The organism is Streptomyces asiaticus (genome assembly GCF_018138715.1).
GTDB classification, from domain to species: domain Bacteria; phylum Actinomycetota; class Actinomycetes; order Streptomycetales; family Streptomycetaceae; genus Streptomyces; species Streptomyces asiaticus.
This window is the reverse complement of record NZ_JAGSHX010000006.1, coordinates 1,200,148-1,215,384: the sequence shown is the minus strand read 5'-3', so window position 1 is coordinate 1,215,384 and position 15,237 is coordinate 1,200,148. Positions and strand designations below refer to the sequence as shown.

Annotated in this window: 13 protein-coding genes and 1 pseudogene; 11 read left to right on the top strand and 3 right to left on the bottom strand. The window is 71.3% G+C overall.

Annotation, left to right across the window (positions count from 1 at the left end; genetic code table 11):
* The first annotated feature begins 51 nt into the window (after positions 1–51).
* Entirely contained in the window at positions 52–2,022 is a 1,971-nt protein-coding gene (locus tag KHP12_RS12730) for an ABC transporter ATP-binding protein (RefSeq protein WP_211832955.1), read from the top strand.
* A gap of 43 nt (positions 2,023–2,065) precedes the next feature.
* The gene (locus KHP12_RS12725; RefSeq protein ID WP_211832954.1) at positions 2,066–3,535 is read left to right on the top strand and encodes an RsmB/NOP family class I SAM-dependent RNA methyltransferase; all 1,470 of its coding nucleotides are present in this window, start codon (positions 2,066–2,068) and stop codon (positions 3,533–3,535) included.
* Positions 3,536–3,574: 39 nt separating this feature from the next.
* On the opposite strand, the gene KHP12_RS12720 is transcribed toward KHP12_RS12725, so the two are convergent.
* Positions 3,575–4,525, bottom strand: a complete 951-nt coding sequence (locus KHP12_RS12720; RefSeq protein ID WP_211832953.1) for a serine hydrolase — start codon at positions 4,523–4,525, stop codon at positions 3,575–3,577.
* Between the two features lie 193 nt (positions 4,526–4,718).
* Here KHP12_RS12720 and rpe point away from each other — a divergent pair, with 193 nt between their 5' ends.
* The 6 genes and pseudogenes from rpe to KHP12_RS12695 all read left to right on the top strand — a co-directional run bounded on the left by rpe (position 4,719) and on the right by KHP12_RS12695 (position 10,827).
* Positions 4,719–5,393, top strand: a complete 675-nt coding sequence (gene rpe, locus KHP12_RS12715; RefSeq protein WP_086882716.1) for a ribulose-phosphate 3-epimerase — start codon at positions 4,719–4,721, stop codon at positions 5,391–5,393.
* A 135-nt stretch (positions 5,394–5,528) separates the two neighbouring features.
* Positions 5,529–6,515 carry a sugar-binding transcriptional regulator gene (locus tag KHP12_RS12710; RefSeq protein WP_075200442.1) on the top strand — a complete coding sequence of 329 codons (987 nt, stop codon included), beginning with the start codon at positions 5,529–5,531 and terminating at the stop codon, positions 6,513–6,515.
* 116 nt (positions 6,516–6,631) lie between these two features.
* A complete protein-coding gene (locus tag KHP12_RS12705; RefSeq protein ID WP_211832952.1) occupies positions 6,632–7,384 on the top strand; it encodes an IclR family transcriptional regulator in 753 nt (250 codons plus the stop codon).
* A 916-nt stretch (positions 7,385–8,300) separates the two neighbouring features.
* Positions 8,301–8,588, top strand: a pseudogene (locus tag KHP12_RS53340) (hypothetical protein); the annotation flags it as partial.
* On the top strand, positions 8,549–9,235 hold the full coding sequence (locus tag KHP12_RS53335; RefSeq protein WP_308016763.1) for an enolase C-terminal domain-like protein: 687 nt from the start codon (positions 8,549–8,551) through the stop codon (positions 9,233–9,235). The pseudogene KHP12_RS53340 and the gene KHP12_RS53335, both read left to right, overlap by 40 nt.
* A gap of 128 nt (positions 9,236–9,363) precedes the next feature.
* The gene (locus KHP12_RS12695; protein ID WP_086882719.1) at positions 9,364–10,827 is read left to right on the top strand and encodes a GuaB1 family IMP dehydrogenase-related protein; all 1,464 of its coding nucleotides are present in this window, start codon (positions 9,364–9,366) and stop codon (positions 10,825–10,827) included.
* 106 nt (positions 10,828–10,933) lie between these two features.
* On the opposite strand, the gene KHP12_RS12690 is transcribed toward KHP12_RS12695, so the two are convergent.
* Entirely contained in the window at positions 10,934–11,590 is a 657-nt protein-coding gene (locus tag KHP12_RS12690) for a DUF2637 domain-containing protein (protein ID WP_372455191.1), read from the bottom strand.
* 107 nt (positions 11,591–11,697) lie between these two features.
* The gene (locus KHP12_RS12685) at positions 11,698–11,904 is read right to left on the bottom strand and encodes a hypothetical protein (RefSeq protein WP_086882120.1); all 207 of its coding nucleotides are present in this window, start codon (positions 11,902–11,904) and stop codon (positions 11,698–11,700) included.
* 300 nt (positions 11,905–12,204) lie between these two features.
* Between KHP12_RS12685 and KHP12_RS12680 the strand changes: the two genes are divergently transcribed.
* From KHP12_RS12680 to KHP12_RS12670, 3 genes are all read left to right on the top strand, one after another.
* Positions 12,205–13,677 carry an amino acid permease gene (locus tag KHP12_RS12680; protein WP_210610210.1) on the top strand — a complete coding sequence of 491 codons (1,473 nt, stop codon included), beginning with the start codon at positions 12,205–12,207 and terminating at the stop codon, positions 13,675–13,677.
* Between the two features lie 10 nt (positions 13,678–13,687).
* Positions 13,688–14,143 (top strand): Lrp/AsnC family transcriptional regulator, encoded by a 456-nt coding sequence (locus KHP12_RS12675; RefSeq protein ID WP_086882116.1) that lies wholly within the window; start codon positions 13,688–13,690, stop codon positions 14,141–14,143.
* 284 nt (positions 14,144–14,427) lie between these two features.
* Positions 14,428–15,225 carry a carbon-nitrogen hydrolase family protein gene (locus tag KHP12_RS12670; protein ID WP_037951705.1) on the top strand — a complete coding sequence of 266 codons (798 nt, stop codon included), beginning with the start codon at positions 14,428–14,430 and terminating at the stop codon, positions 15,223–15,225.
* The last annotated feature ends 12 nt before the right edge of the window (positions 15,226–15,237 follow it).

The following is a 15,237-nucleotide window of genomic DNA, read 5'->3' as shown; positions in this document are numbered from 1 at the left end:
TTCAACCGAGGTTGAAGTCTTACGTTCCTCACGAGACCTCGGAGGTACGTGATGGACATGCAATCGACCGCCTGGCACTCCCTGTATCAGACGGCCAATGCCCAGGACGACCGGCGGCCCTTCTCCCGCGAGACGTTGCGCCGCATCGGCGCCTTCGCCCGTCCGCACCGCCGTCAGCTGCTGTTGTTCCTGGTGCTGAGCACGGTCGCGGCGGTGCTCGCGGTGGCGACGCCGCTGCTGGCCGGCCGGGTGGTGGACGCGATCGTCCACCGTTCGGGACAGGGCACGGTGCTCTGGCTGGCCGGGCTCATCGCCGCGATCGCCGTGGCGGAGGCGGGACTCGGGCTGGTGACCCGCTGGCTGTCGGCGAACATCGGCGAGGGGCTGATCCTCGATCTGCGCACCGCCGTCTTCGACCACGTCCAGCGGATGCCGGTGGCGTTCTTCACCCGGACCCGCACCGGTGCGCTGGTCAGCAGGCTCAACAACGACGTCATCGGCGCGCAGCGGGCGTTCAGCGACACCCTCTCCGGGGTGGTCGGCAATGTGGTGACGCTGCTGCTCACCTTTGTCGTCATGATCGGGATCTCCTGGCAGATCACCCTGCTGACGCTGCTGCTCCTGCCCGTCTTCCTGCTGCCCGCGCGCCGGGTGGGCGGACGGCTGGCGAAGCTGCGGCGCGAGGCGGCCGCGCACAACGCCGCGATGAGCACCCAGATGACCGAGCGCTTCTCCGCGCCCGGGGCGACCCTGGTCAAGCTGTTCGGACGGCCCGCCGACGAGTCCGCCGAGTTCGCCGCGCGGACCCGCCGGGTGCGGGACATCGGGGTGCGGACCGCGATGGTCCAGGTCTCCTTCGTGACCGCCCTGACCCTCGTCTCCGCCCTGGCCCTCGCCCTGGTCTACGGCCTCGGCGGCTGGTTCGCGCTGCACGGGCGGCTCGACCCCGGCGCCGTCGTCGCGCTCGCGCTGCTGCTCACCCGGCTGTACGCGCCGCTGACCGCGCTGGCCGGGGCGCGGGTCGAGGTGATGAGCGCGCTCGTCAGCTTCGAGCGGGTCTTCGAGGTGCTCGACCTCGAGCCGCTGATCAAGGAGAAGCCGGACGCCCGGGAGGTCCCGGAGGGCCCGGTGTCCGTCGAGTTCGACCGCGTGGACTTCGGCTACCCGGCCGCGGACAAGGTCTCCCTCGCCTCCCTGGAGGAGGTCGCCACCCTGGACACCCGCGGTGGCGTCCCGGTCCTGCACCAGGTGTCCTTCCGCGCCGAACCGGGCCAGATGGTCGCGCTGGTGGGCTCCTCCGGCGCCGGGAAGTCGACCATCGCGCAGCTGCTGCCGAGGCTCTACGACGCCGACCACGGCGCCGTTCGGCTCGCCGGGGTGGACGTCCGCGATCTGACGGCCGGCTCGATCCGCGCCACCCTCGGCATGGTCACGCAGGACGGCCATCTCTTCCATGACTCGATCCGCGCCAATCTGCTGCTGGCCCGGCCGGAGGCCACCGACGAGGAGCTGTGGGAGGTGCTGCGCCGGGCCCGTCTCGAGGGGCTGATCGCGGCGCTGCCGGACGGTCTCGACACCGTCGTGGGCGAGCGCGGCTACCGGCTCTCCGGCGGCGAGCGCCAGCGGCTGACCATCGCCCGGCTGCTGCTGGCCCGGCCCCGGGTGGTGATCCTGGACGAGGCCACCGCGCATCTGGACTCCACCTCGGAGGCGGATGTCCAGGAGGCGCTCGGCGAGGCGCTGGACGGGCGCACCGCGGTGGTGATCGCCCACCGGCTGTCCACGGTCCGGGCAGCGGATCTCATTCTCGTGGTGGAGGACGGGCGGATCGTGGAGCGCGGCACGCACACCGCGCTGATGGCCGCCGGAGGCCGCTACGAGGAGCTGTACCGCACCCAGTTCGAGCAGCCGACGAGTGTCGACGACGGATTCGCCGTCAACGGCACGACGGTGGACGGAACCATCGTGGACGGTACGGCCCTGGACGGCGGCCCCACGACCGCCGACGCCCCGGCGACGTAGGCTGGTCCTTTCAGCCCGATCCGTCTCCCGGAGCACATTTCCCGTGACCGACCAGCCCCGTCGTCGCCGCCCCCACACCCCGAACCGGCCTGGCAAGCCCTACCGCCGCCCGCAGAAGGACCCCGTGCGGATCCTCGCCTTCGAGGCGCTGCGGGCGGTCGACGAACGGGACGCGTACGCCAACCTCGTTCTCCCGCCCCTGCTGCGCAAGGCGCGGGAGAGCGCGGAGACCGGCGGGCCGCGATTCGACTCCCGGGACGCGGCGCTCGCCACCGAGCTGGTCTACGGCACCCTGCGCCACCAGGGCACCTACGACGCGATCATCGCCGAATGCGTGGACCGCCCGCTGCGCGAGGTGGATCCACCCGTGCTCGATGTACTGAACCTCGGCGCCCACCAGTTGCTCGGAACCCGTATCCCGACCCACGCCGCCGTCTCGGCGAGCGTCGAGCTGGCCCGGGTGGTGCTCGGCGACGGCCGGGCCAAGTTCGTCAACGCCGTGCTGCGCAAGATCGCCACGCATGACCTCGACGGCTGGCTGGAGCGGGTCGCCCCGCCCTACGACGAGGACCCCGAGGAGCATCTGGGCGTCCGCCACTCCCATCCGCGCTGGGTCGTCTCCGCGCTGTGGGACGCACTCGGCGGCGGCAGCGCCGGTATGGAGGAGCTGCTGGCCGCCGACAACGAACGGCCCGAGGTCACCCTCGTCGCCCGGCCCGGCCGGTCCACGCCCGGGGAGCTGCTGGACGCGGTCGGCGACCAGAGCGCGGAGCCGGGCCGCTGGTCGCCGTACGCGGTGCGGCTCACCGAGGGCGGCGAGCCCGGTGCGCTGGAGGCGGTGCGGGACGGGCGGGCCGGAGTGCAGGACGAGGGCAGCCAGCTGGTGGCCATCGCGCTGGCGAACGCCCCGCTGGAGGGGGACGACCGGCGCTGGCTGGACGGCTGCGCGGGCCCCGGCGGCAAGGCCGCGCTGCTCGCCGCGCTCGCCGCGGAGCGCGGCGCCTCGCTGCTGGCCGCCGAGAAGCAGCCGCACCGGGCCCGGCTGGTGGCCGGGGCCCTGGCGGGCAACCCGGGCCCGTACCAGGTGATCGCCGCGGACGGCACCCGGCCGCCGTGGCGCCCGGAGTCCTTCGACCGGGTGCTGGTGGACGTCCCCTGCACCGGCCTGGGCGCCCTGCGCCGCCGCCCCGAGGCGCGCTGGCGGCGCCGCCCCGAGGACCTCGAGGGCTTCGCCCCGCTCCAGCGCGGGCTGCTGCGGGAGGCGCTGGCCGCGGTGCGGATCGGCGGGGTGGTCGGCTACGCCACCTGCTCCCCGCATCCGGCCGAGACCCGGGCGGTGGTCGAGGACGTCCTCAAGGGGCGGGGCGGCGCGGCCGTCTCCGCGGAGTGGATCGACGCCCGGCCGCTGCTGCCCGGGGTGCCCGAGCTGGGCGACGGCCCCGACATCCAGCTGTGGCCGCACCGGCACGGCACGGACGCCATGTATCTGGCCCTGCTGCGCCGCACCGGCTGACCGCGCCCCGTTGGGGCCAGTCCTTTCCGGAACGGGAGTTCAGTCCTTCGGAACGGCCGGAAGCGCTTCCTCGGGCCGGTCGGTCGGGGCGTAGAGCGTATCGGCGTGGGCGGTGGGGTTGAGGTCCCTGTGCACCGCGCGCGCCACCGCCTCGATGGTGGCCACGCCCGCCTGCATGGTGCGGTCGTCCTGGGTGAGCACGGTGAGTGTGTAGTCGTGGCCGCCGCCGGTGAAGGCACCGACGCTGTGCACCCGCCAGCCGTGCGAGGACCGCTCCAGCCAGCCGTTCTTCACCTGGATCCGCACCCCGCGCGGGGCGCCGGCCGGGGTGCCCCAGCGCTGTTCCCGGATGACCTTGCCCATCAACGAGAGGATGTACGTGCGGGAGGCGTCGTTCAGCACCGTGTTCGGGTGGGTGATCAGCTCCAGGAGCCGCTCCTGGTCGTTCGCGGTGATCCGGGTGAGACCCCAGTAGCCGTCCTTGCCGGGCACGGTGGCGTCCATTCCGGCCGCCCGCAGGAACGCCTTGACCCTGGCGGGCCCGAGCTGCTTCCACAGTTTGCTGGTCGAGGCGTTGTCCGACTTGGTGATCATGGCTTTGGCGAGGGTCTTCTCGCGCTTGGTCAGTCCCCGGTGGTGCCGCTGGGCGTCCCACAGCAGCGTCCCCAGGACCGTCACCTTCACCACGCTCGCGGAGTCGAACCTCTGGTTCGCGCGCAGGGTGCAGCGGGTGTGGGTGGTGTGGTCGCGGAGGCTGATCGCGACCGTTCCGGACCGGCCGCGCAGCGCGCCGGCGATGTCCTTGGACATCCTTCCGGCCAGTCCGGACTGGTGCGAGACGCAGACCGGCCGCGGTGCGGTGGCCGCGGTGACCGCAGTGGTCGCGGCGGAGGCGGGCCCGGCCCCGGCGACCGGCGCCGCGACGATGGCGGCCGTCAGCGCCGCGCACACCGCGGTGCGGGGGTGCCGGGGTATTGGATCGCTCGTCATGGTGGGTTGCCTGTAGGGGTTGCTCGACCACCTTCATGATCTCGCCTCCCTCGGCTTCCGTCGATCCGAGCGGGTGCCGAGGTGATCCGGGCGGGTGCCGGGGTGATCTGAGCGGGGCCGAGGTGATCCGGGCGGGGCCGATGATCAGATCCCGGCTCCATGGACCGGTGCCGATCGTGGGAGGCTTGGACCCATGGCCCCGCAGATCAATCCCAGCATCCTGTCCGCAGACTTCTCCCGCCTGGCGGATGAGGCGAAGGCGGTCGAAGGCGCCGACTGGCTCCACGTCGACGTCATGGACAACCACTTCGTCCCCAACCTCACCCTCGGCGTGCCGGTGGTCGAATCGCTGGGCAGGGCCACGCAGACCCCGCTGGACTGCCATCTCATGATCGAGGACCCGGACCGCTGGGCGCCGCAGTACATCGAGGCGGGCGCCGGCTCCGTCACCTTCCATGTGGAGGCCGCGGCCGCGCCGGTGCGGCTGGCGCGCGAGATCCGGGCCAAGGGCGCACGGGCCTCGATGGCGCTCAAGCCCGCCACGCCCATCGAGCCGTACGAGGATCTGCTGCCCGAGCTGGACATGCTGCTGGTGATGACCGTGGAGCCCGGCTTCGGCGGCCAGGCGTTCCTCGACATCATGCTGCCGAAGATCCGCCGCACCCGGCAGCTCATCGCCAGGCACGGCCTTCAGATGTGGTTGCAGGTGGACGGCGGGGTCTCGGCCGAGACCATCGAGCGGTGCGCCGAGGCGGGCGCCGATGTGTTCGTCGCGGGCTCGGCCGTCTACGGTGCCGACGACCCGGCCAAGGCCGTACGGGAGCTGCGCCACCTGGCCGAAAAGGCGACCGGCACCCCCGGTTCATGAGGCGACGCAGCTACCGGTCGATGAACTCAAGGGTGAAGGCCAAACCAACTCCGCCGTTTCTGACAGGATGAACGGTGAGTCCGGACAGTGAATAGTGAGGAGACCGCGGTGTCGACGGGCCGTTCAGCCACGCGGATGGGACCCGCCGAACTGGTGCAGGCGGCCGCCATGGCGCGCCGCTTCTACCTCGAGGGCAAGTCCAAGATCCAGATCGCCGAGGAATTCGGCGTCAGCCGCTTCAAGGTCGCGCGGGTGCTGGAGACGGCGCTCGAGCGCGATCTGGTGCGCATCGAAATCCGGGTTCCCGCCGAGCTCGACGCGGAGCGCTCCGACGCGCTGCGCGCCCGCTACGGGCTGCGCCACGCGGTCGTCGTGGAGTCCCCGGCCGACGCCGAGGCGGACACCCCGGACCCGGAGAACCTCGGCGAGGTCGCCGCGGACCTGCTGGGCGAGCTGGTGACCGAGGGGGATGTGCTGGGGCTGGCCTGGGGACGGTCCACGATCCACATGGCGGCCGCGCTGCACCGGCTGCCCCCGTGCACCGTCGTCCAGCTCACGGGCGTGTACGACGCGGGCACGGCCGAGCGCGGCTCGGTCGAGGCGGTGCGCCGCGCCGCCGCCGTCTCCGGCGGTGAGGCGCATCCCATCTACGCGCCGATGCTGCTGCCGGACACCGCCACCGCGGACGCCCTGCGCGGCCAGACCGGTATCGCCCGCGCCTTCGAGTACTTCGACAAGGTCACCGTGGCCTGCGTCTCCATCGGCTCGTGGGAGGCCGGGATCTCCACGGTCTACGACATGCTGACGGAGGAGGAGCGGGCCCACTACGAGAGCCTGGGCGCCGCAGCCGAGATGTCGGCCCACCTCTTCGACGCCGAGGGCCGCCGCATCGGCCGCGACCTGGGCGAGCGCTGCATCACCGTGGAGGCCGACCGGCTGCGCCGGATCCCCGAGGTGGTGGCCATCGCCGGTGGCCGCCGCAAGGCCGAGGCGATCGGGGCGGTGCTGAGGTCCGGCCTGGTCACCAGCCTGGTGACGGACACCGCCGCCGCGGACTACCTGCTCGGGATCACCCCCGCCGCCCACCCCGCTCTCGACCGCGCCGACCCGGACGGGCCGTAAGCTCCCCCCGGGGATCACGGGTCGGCTCCGACGGCGGCTTCGCCGCGTAGTGCCGAGGGCTTGAGCGGGCCTGTGAGCAGGGTTAAGGTCAGCAGCCCCGCTCGCTGAGGAGTCACGTGTCCGTGCCGAAGTCGGTCCTCGGGAAGGCCGTGGCGCTCCTGAACGCCTACGAGCCCGGTGATGAATCGCTGAGCCTCGCGGAACTCCACCGGCGGACCGGTATCCCCAAGACCACCTTGCACCGCCTGCTCGGCGAGTTGGGCGAGTGGAAGGTGCTCGAGTGGACCCGCCGGGGTTACCGCCTGGGGATGCGGATGTTCGAGTGGGGCCAGCTCGTCTCCGTCCAGCGCTCGCTCTGCGACGCCGCGGCGCCGTTCCTCGCCGGCCTCTCCGAGGCGACGCGTGCCACGGTGAACCTCGCGGTGCCGGAGGGGCCCGACGTGGTGTACATCCAGAAGATCAACGCCCTCGACGAGCCTCGGAAGCCCCCACGCGTGGGCGGCCGGCTGCCGATGCACTGCACGGCGCTGGGCAAGGCCATCCTCGCCCATGGCCTTCCCGGCCGGTTTGATGCTCTGGTATCGGGCGGCCTGGTCGGTCAGACCTCACGCTCGGTGCGGGACTTGGTCGCCCTCCGCGCTGAAATCGAGCGCGTGCGGGCGTGCGGCTTCGCGGAGGAGCGGGAGGAGGCCGTGGTCGGGGTCGCGTGCGTGGCCGCCCCGGTCCGGAACGCGAGCGGAGTGGTGGTCGGAGCGATCTCGGTCGCCGGGCATCCGGCGAGGATCGACGCAGGGCGGGTCTGGCCGACCCTGCGGGCCACGGCGCTGGGCCTGTCGCGCAACGTGGGCAGGCGCGGGCCCGGCTGGTGAACCGCGGCGCCACCCCACGACGAAACCCGCGCCCCACGGACTGAGACAGTCCGGAACCTCATACGGCCCGGCCGCCCCCGCTCTGGTGGGGCGGCCGGGCCGTCATCGCTGCCCCGCGATCGCCGCACCGGCCTCCCGTTCCGGTGAGCGGAACACATCGTGGCGGGGTGCCCGGCGAACCTCATAGTGGACGCGCCGCGGACGGCCGGCAGCAGGCGAAGGCGTGCGAAGGAGCAGCCATGAACGTCATACGCACTCACCACTTTCGACGCGAGCGATGAGGGGCCTCTCTCGGCTCAGTTGCTGCCCGCGGACTCCGCGCGTTCCGTTCTTGTCGGACGGGTCTGGGACCCCGAGACGGGAGGCCCCCGAGTGGTGACCGTCCGCGGGGACCAACTCCCGGACCTCACCGACGAGTTCTCGGCCGTCGCCGAGCTCCTCGAGCATGCCGCACCCGGGGGTGCCGTCGCGCGGGCCGCGGCACCGGTCCGTTGGTCCCTCGGGGACGTCGCCGCCTCGTCGGCGGGTGCGGACCCGAACGTCCCGCGGCTGCTCGCGCCCAGCGACCTACAGGTGATCAAGGCATGCGGCATCACCTTCACCGAGAGCCTGATCGAGCGGGTCATCGAGGAGCGCTGCCGCGGCGACTTCACTCGCGCCTCGGCCGTCCGCGGCCTGGTCATGGACGCTCTCGGCGGAAGCATCGCGGTGGCGCCGGGGTCCCCGGAGGCGCTTCGCGTGATCGAGGTGCTGACCGCGCAAGGCATGTGGTCCCAGTATCTCGAGGTGGGACTGGGCCCCTACCCGGAGGTGTTCACCAAGGCCCCCGTCCTGTCGTCCGTCGGCCCCGGCAGCGCCATCGGCATCCCGTCCTTCTCCGCATGGAACAATCCTGAGCCGGAGCTGGTCGGGCCAGGTGCTGCTGTCCGACCCCCACCGCAGGACCGCCAGGTACCTGGAGATCGCGACCACGGCCGGTGTGACCGGCAGATACGGGCCGCTCGACCAGGATGTGGTCGCCCCGCTGGCGGACGGCATGGCGAGCGGATTGCTCGGCCTGAACCCGATGGCGAACGGCTATATCTGGGATGTGTTGCAGCGCACCGACCGGCACTCACGCCATGGAACCCGCAAGATCGCGATAAGCGCCGTGGACAACGCGCTGTGGGATCTGCGCGGCCGCTTGATGGGCGTTCCCGTCTGGCAGTTGCTCGGAGGGGCCGGTCGCACGCATATCCCGGCTTATGCCAGCACTCATGGCACGTTTCATTCCGACGGCGAAGTCGAGCGCACGGCGGAGGAACTGCTCGACGAGGGCTACACCGCCCAGAATGGGACCTTCCCTATGCCCGGGCCTGGTGCGCCCGGGTGGAGCACCTCCGGCCGGATTGGCTGGAGGAGCCATTCCCGGCGGCGGCGGTACCGTCGTTCGCGCAGCTCTGTTCCTCGACCACCATTCCGTTGGCGGCCGGTGAGCATCTGTACGACCGCTACGATCTCCTGCCCTTCTTGCAGAAGGGGCTGTTGAGCGTGGTGCAAGTCGATCCGGAATGGTGCGGTGGCGTCACCGAAGTGGTGCGAATGTGCGCCATGGCCGAGCCGTTCGGCGTTCAGGTGTTCCCGCACGGGCACGGTATTCACGCCGCGCTGCATATCGTGGCAAGCCAATCGCCGCAGCTCTGTCCGTCTGTCGAGTACCTCTACCGCTTCACTCCCGAAAAGCACTACTTCGAAGTGGAGGCTCTCGTTCCGAAGGGCGGAGTGATCCCGCTGCCCACCCGGCCGGGATTCGGAATCGACATAGACGAAGACCGAGTGGAGACGGACAAGGAAGTCTTCGCGTTTTCCTGAGCCGGCGCCGTCCGCCGGCGAGGCGCCGCGGCAGCGTCGTGCTCCTTGGAGGATTACATGATCACGGGGGTCGTTTGCTGTGTCATCCTGGGGGTGACCTGCCTCCCTTCATGTGAAAATGTAGAAGTATGCAATTCCTTGAGCCCGGCACCGGACGCTACGTAAAGTCATCTCCGGCTCCCTACGACCTGACGTACGACGATGTGTTCATGGTGCCGAGCCGTTCCGCGGTCGGCTCCCGCCAGGGAGTGGACCTGTCGGCCCCCGACGGCACCGGCACCACCATCCCGCTCGTCGTCGCCAACATGACCGCGATCGCCGGCCGCCGCATGGCCGAGACGGTCGCCCGGCGCGGTGGCCTCGTCGTCATCCCGCAGGACATCCCGATCGACGTCGTCACCGATGTGGTCCGCTGGGTCAAGAGCCGCCATCTGGTGCTGGACACCCCGATCGTCCTCGCCCCGACCGGCACCGTCGCCGACGCGCTGTCGCTGCTGCCCAAGCGGGCACACGGCGCGGGTGTGGTGGTCGAGGACGGGCGTCCGGTGGGCGTGGTGACCGAGTCCGACCTGACCGGGGTGGACCGCTTCACCCAGCTGTCCGAGGTGATGTCGCGGGAGCTGATGGTGCTCGACGCCGACATCGACCCCCAGGAGGCGTTCAGCCGCCTGGACGCCGCCCACCGCAAGCTGGCGCCCGCCGTGGACGCGGACGGAAAGCTGGCGGGCATCCTGAGCCGCAAGGGAGCGCTGCGCGCGACGGTCTACACGCCCGCGGTGGACGCGGCGGGCCGGCTGCGGATCGCGGCCGCCGTCGGGGTCAACGGCGATGTGGAGGGCCGTACGAAGGCGCTGCTCGACGCCGGGGTGGACACCCTCGTCGTGGACACCGCCCACGGCCACCAGGAGTCGATGATCAGCGCGCTCAAGGCGGTCCGTGGGCTGGGCCCGCGGGTGCCGGTGGTGGCGGGCAACGTGGTCGCCGCCGAGGCGGTGCGCGATCTCATCGAGGCCGGTGCCGACATCGTCAAGGTCGGCGTCGGGCCGGGTGCCATGTGCACCACCCGCATGATGACCGGCGTCGGCCGGCCGCAGTTCTCCGCGGTGCTGGAATGCGCCGCCGAGGCGCGGAAGTTCGGCAAGCACATCTGGGCGGACGGCGGTATCCGGCACCCCCGCGACGTCGCCATGGCGCTGGCTGCCGGGGCGTCCAACGTCATGATCGGCTCCTGGTTCGCGGGCACGTACGAGTCGCCCGGCGACCTCCAGCACACCGCCGACGGCCGCCCGTACAAGGAGAGCTTCGGCATGGCGTCGGCGCGCGCGGTGCGCAAACGCACCAGCGAGGAGTCGGCGTACGAGCGGGCCCGCAAGGGGCTGTTCGAGGAGGGCATCTCCACCTCGCGGATGTTCCTGGACCCGGCCCGGCCGGGCGTCGAGGACCTGATCGACTCGATCGTCGCGGGCGTGCGCAGCTCCTGCACCTACGCGGGCGCCGGGTCGCTGGAGGAGTTCCACGAGCGGGCGGTCGTCGGCGTCCAGAGCGCCGCGGGCTACGCCGAGGGCAAGCCCCTCCACGTCTCCTGGGACTGAGGCGGCGTCTCCTGGGACTGAGAGGGCGGCTCCTGGGAGCGATACAGCGCAACAGCCCCACTCGGCTCGGGTGAGTGGGGCTGTTGCGCTGTATCGCGACGGTGGCTCATCTCGCCATGCCACGCTGCTCGCCCCGGGTCCGGGGCAGCGCGTGGCGTGGCGGGCTGGTGAGCGTGATCTGCCGCACCAGCTGGTGGAACGAGACCAGCGCGGCGACCGGGGGAAGGCCGGCCACGGCGATGCTGGGCGCGTTCCTCGGGGCGTGTGCCACGCACAGGAACACCGCGATGGTGGAGAAGAGCACCACCACGGCCCAAGAGTGCGCCGCGCCCCGCCGGTGCAGGGCGGCCCGCAGCACCGACAGCGAGGCGACCAGCCAGGGTCCGTAGACCAGCAGGGGCCACCACGCCGCCATGGACTCCGTGGTGCTCGGGGAGGCCAGATAGCGCAGCGGGCGGTAGGAGATCATGCCGCCGAGCACGCTCAGCATGGCGACGATGACCGTGGTGACCGCCGCGAAGATCAGGCTGATCACATGGAGCCACGGCATGGTCGGCAGCCGGAAGCGGACCCGGCGGCGCTTGCCGCGCCCCCGCACATGCGCGGGGGAGGGGGCTCGCAGGGGGGTGACCGGTGGTCCGATGGGGCCGGTGGTGTGCACCGCCTCCTCGGCGGAGGACGTCTGGAGCAGCCGGGCCAGGTCCCCCTCCAGGTCCCAGCGGCCCTCGATGGTCTCCGGGTCGGGCAGGGGGAAAGGATTCATCTCATAATCGGCTGCCACCTCGAACCGCTCCCCGGGAGGGGGTGCGGGGGCGGACCGGTGGCCGGTGGGAGGGGGCCCGTAGCCGCCCGGCCTCGGCTCGGTGTACGTCATGCCTTGACGCCCGGTTCTGTGGTATTGGAGCGCTGGAGGAAGTCCGCCTCGATCCGGCCCAGCGTCCGGATGAAGTCCTCCCACACTCTCGCGCAGTATTCGAGCGGGTAGCGCTCGCTGTCACCCCCCTGGTCGCGAGGCCGGAACACCGGCTCGGTACCGAGGCGGGAGTGATCGGGTGGTTGCAGACTGTCAGTGGTCACGTCCCCACCAACGACCGCTAAAATGGTGCAGTATCGCGGCATTCGGGTGAAACGCGCGCTGGCGAGCTCAGTGTTTCGCAACGATTCACCGTCGGGCGCCCCCGCGCGCAACGTTGCGACACGTATGCGCAATCATGGTCCATTACGGCCGTCGGCGGACGGCTCATAGGGTCTTGCGCTGACGTGGAGTGGCGAAGACCGGCTGCTCGGCGATTCCCACCTGCGGGTTTCCCTCCCGGGTACCCGTATGTCCGCAGTCGGTCGCCACCACCTGATGGCAGCGAATAAGGAGCCACCCAAGTGTTGGAGCACGGCGCAGCACCACCCGCCACCCAGCAACCGGAACCAGACCCTCCGGTCGGCGGGCTGGGCGCCCGGCTGATGCGGCGCAAGCCGGTGGAGCGGCTGGTCGCCGAGGGCGGCCAGGGCGAGGGCGGAAGCCTCCGGCGCTCGATGGGCGTATGGCAGCTCACCATGATCAGCATCGGCGCCACCCTGGGCACCGGCATCTTCGTGGTGCTCGGCGAGGCCGTGCCGGACGCAGGCCCCGCGGTCGTCGTGTCCTTCGTCATCGCCGGGCTCACCGCGCTGTTCTCCGCGCTGTCGTACGCCGAGCTGGCGGGCACCATCCCGGTCTCCGGCTCCTCCTACTCGTACGCCTACGCCACGATGGGCGAGCTGATCGCCTGGATCTGCGGCTGGTGTCTGATCCTGGAGTACGGCGTCTCGGTGGCGGCCGTGGCCGTCGGCTGGGGCGAGTACCTCAACGAACTACTCGACGGCACCCTCGGCATCACCATCCCCGACGCGTTGGCCGCCCCGCCCGGGGACGGCGGGATCTTCAACCTGCCCGCGCTGCTCGTGGTGCTGCTGGCCATGGCGTTCCTGCTGGGCGGCGCCAAGGAGAGCGCCCGCGCCAACGCCATCATGGTCGGGGTGAAGATCGCGGCGCTGATCCTCTTCTGCGCCGTCGCCTTCACCGGCATCCGGGCCGGCAACTACACCCCGTTCATGCCGCTGGGCATGGCGGGCGTCAGCGCCGCCGGCGCCACCCTCTTCTTCTCCTACATCGGCTTCGACGCCGCCTCCACGGCCGGTGAGGAGGCCAAGAACCCCCAGCGCGACCTGCCCCGCGCGATCATGCTCTCGCTGATCATCGTCACCGCGCTGTACTGCCTGGTGGCCGCCGTGGCGGTGGGCGCGCTGCCGTGGAAGAAGTTCTCCGGCTCCGAGGCCGCGCTCGCCTCGATCATGAAGGATGTCACCGGACAGAACTTCTGGGCCGTGCTGCTGGCGGCCGGCGCGGTGATCGCGATCGCCTCCGTGGTGCTGACCGTGCTCTACGGGCAGACCCGCATCCTCTTCGCGATGTCCAGGGACGGGCTGGTGCCCAAGGTCTTCTCCACGGTCCACGCCCGGACCGGGGTGCCCCGCGCCAACACCGTCATCGTCTCGCTCTTCTGCGGCGTCCTCGCCGCCGCGATCCCGCTCGGCCAGCTCGCCGACGCCACCAGCATCGGCACGCTCTTCGCCTTCGCGCTGGTCAACATCGCCGTGATCGTGCTGCGCCGGACCCGGCCCGATATGCCCCGGACCTTCCGGGTGCCGCTGTCCCCGCTCTTCCCGGTGGTCGGCTTCGTGCTGTGTCTGTGGATGATGGGCAGCCTTCAGTTCGTGACCTGGGTGGTCTTCGGCGTGTGGATGGCCGTTGGCCTTGTGCTGTACTTCGGATACGGCATGCGCCGATCCCGACTGGCCACAGCAGAGAAGTGATTGCCCCCCAGTGCGACTGAACGATCTCGACGAACGCATCGTCCACGCCCTCGCCGAGGACGCCCGCCGCTCCTACGCCGACATCGGCGAAATCGTCGGGCTGTCCGCGCCCGCCGTCAAACGGCGGGTGGACCGGCTGCGCGCGGAGGGAGCCATCACCGGCTTCACGGTGCGGGTCGACCCGGTGGCGCTGGGCTGGGAGACCGAGGGCTTCATCGAGCTCTTCTGCCGCCACAACACCTCGCCGGAGGACATCCGCCGGGGTCTGTCGCGCTACCCCGAGGTGGTGTCCGCGTCCACCGTCACCGGTGACGCGGACGCCGTCGTCCAGGTCTTCGCCGCGGATATGCGCCACTTTGAGCGGGTGCTGGAGCGGATTGCGGGGGAGCCGTTTGTGGAGCGCACGAAGTCTGTGCTGGTGCTGTCGCCGTTGCTGCGGAGGTTCAGCTCGGGTGCGCCTACGTAGGCGCTTCGCTGGGTGCGCGGTTCTTGGGCGCCTGCCCTGGCCTGTCGGTGAGCGGCTGCGGCTCCGTTGTGGCTGGTCGCGCAGTTCCCCGCGCCCCTTTGGGGCGCCCCCCGCGGCGGAGCCGCATACAGCCCCGCGCCCCTTCGGGGGCGCGTGCAATGAATCGTCGTGCGCAGGTCCCCCTGCGTCATGAATCGACGCCGGACGCAATGAAGTCGTCTTGTTGGGCGATCCGGAGGCAACGTACTGTTTTTATGCCCGTACTCCTCCTCCCAAGGTCTGCCATGCCGCCGCTGCGCACCGCTCTGCTCCAGAACTCCGGTCACCCCGGCGACCCCGCCGGTAACCTCAAGGTCCTCGACGAGGCCGCCGCCCGCGCGGCCGCCGACGGCGCCGGGCTGCTGGTCACCGCGGAGATGTTCCTCACGGGCTACGCCATCGGCGGCGGCGTGCGGGAGCTGGCCGAGCCCGCGGACGGGCCGAGCGGCCGGGCCGTGGCCGAGATCGCCGCGACGCACGGCCTCGCCGTCCTCTACGGCTACCCCGAGCGCCACGCGGACGCGGTCCACAACTCCGCGCGGCTGGTGGGCGCGGACGGCACCGAGCTGGCCAACTACCGCAAGACCCATCTCTACGGCTGCTTCGAGCGGGAGTCGTTCACCCCCGGGGAGACCCCCGTCGTCCAGGCCACCATCGGCGAGCTGACCGTCGGCATCCTGGTCTGCTACGACGTGGAGTTCCCCGAGAACGTACGGGCCCACGCCCTGGCCGGGACCGATCTGCTGGTGGTGCCCACCGCGCAGATGCACCCCTTCGAGTTCGTCGCCGAATCCCTGATCCCGGTGCGGGCCTTCGAGAGCCAGATGTACATCGCGTACGTCAACCGCAGCGGCCGCGAGGGCGAGTTCGACTTCGTCGGGCTGAGCTGTCTGGCCGGGCCCGACGGCGCCACCTGTCTGCGCGCCGGGCGCGGTGAGGAGCTCCTCCTCGGCGACGTCGACCCCAAACTGCTGACGACCTCGCGCCGGATCAACCCGTATCTGCGCGACCGCCGCCCCGGTCTCTACACCTCCCTCGGCTGATCCGTCCGGCCC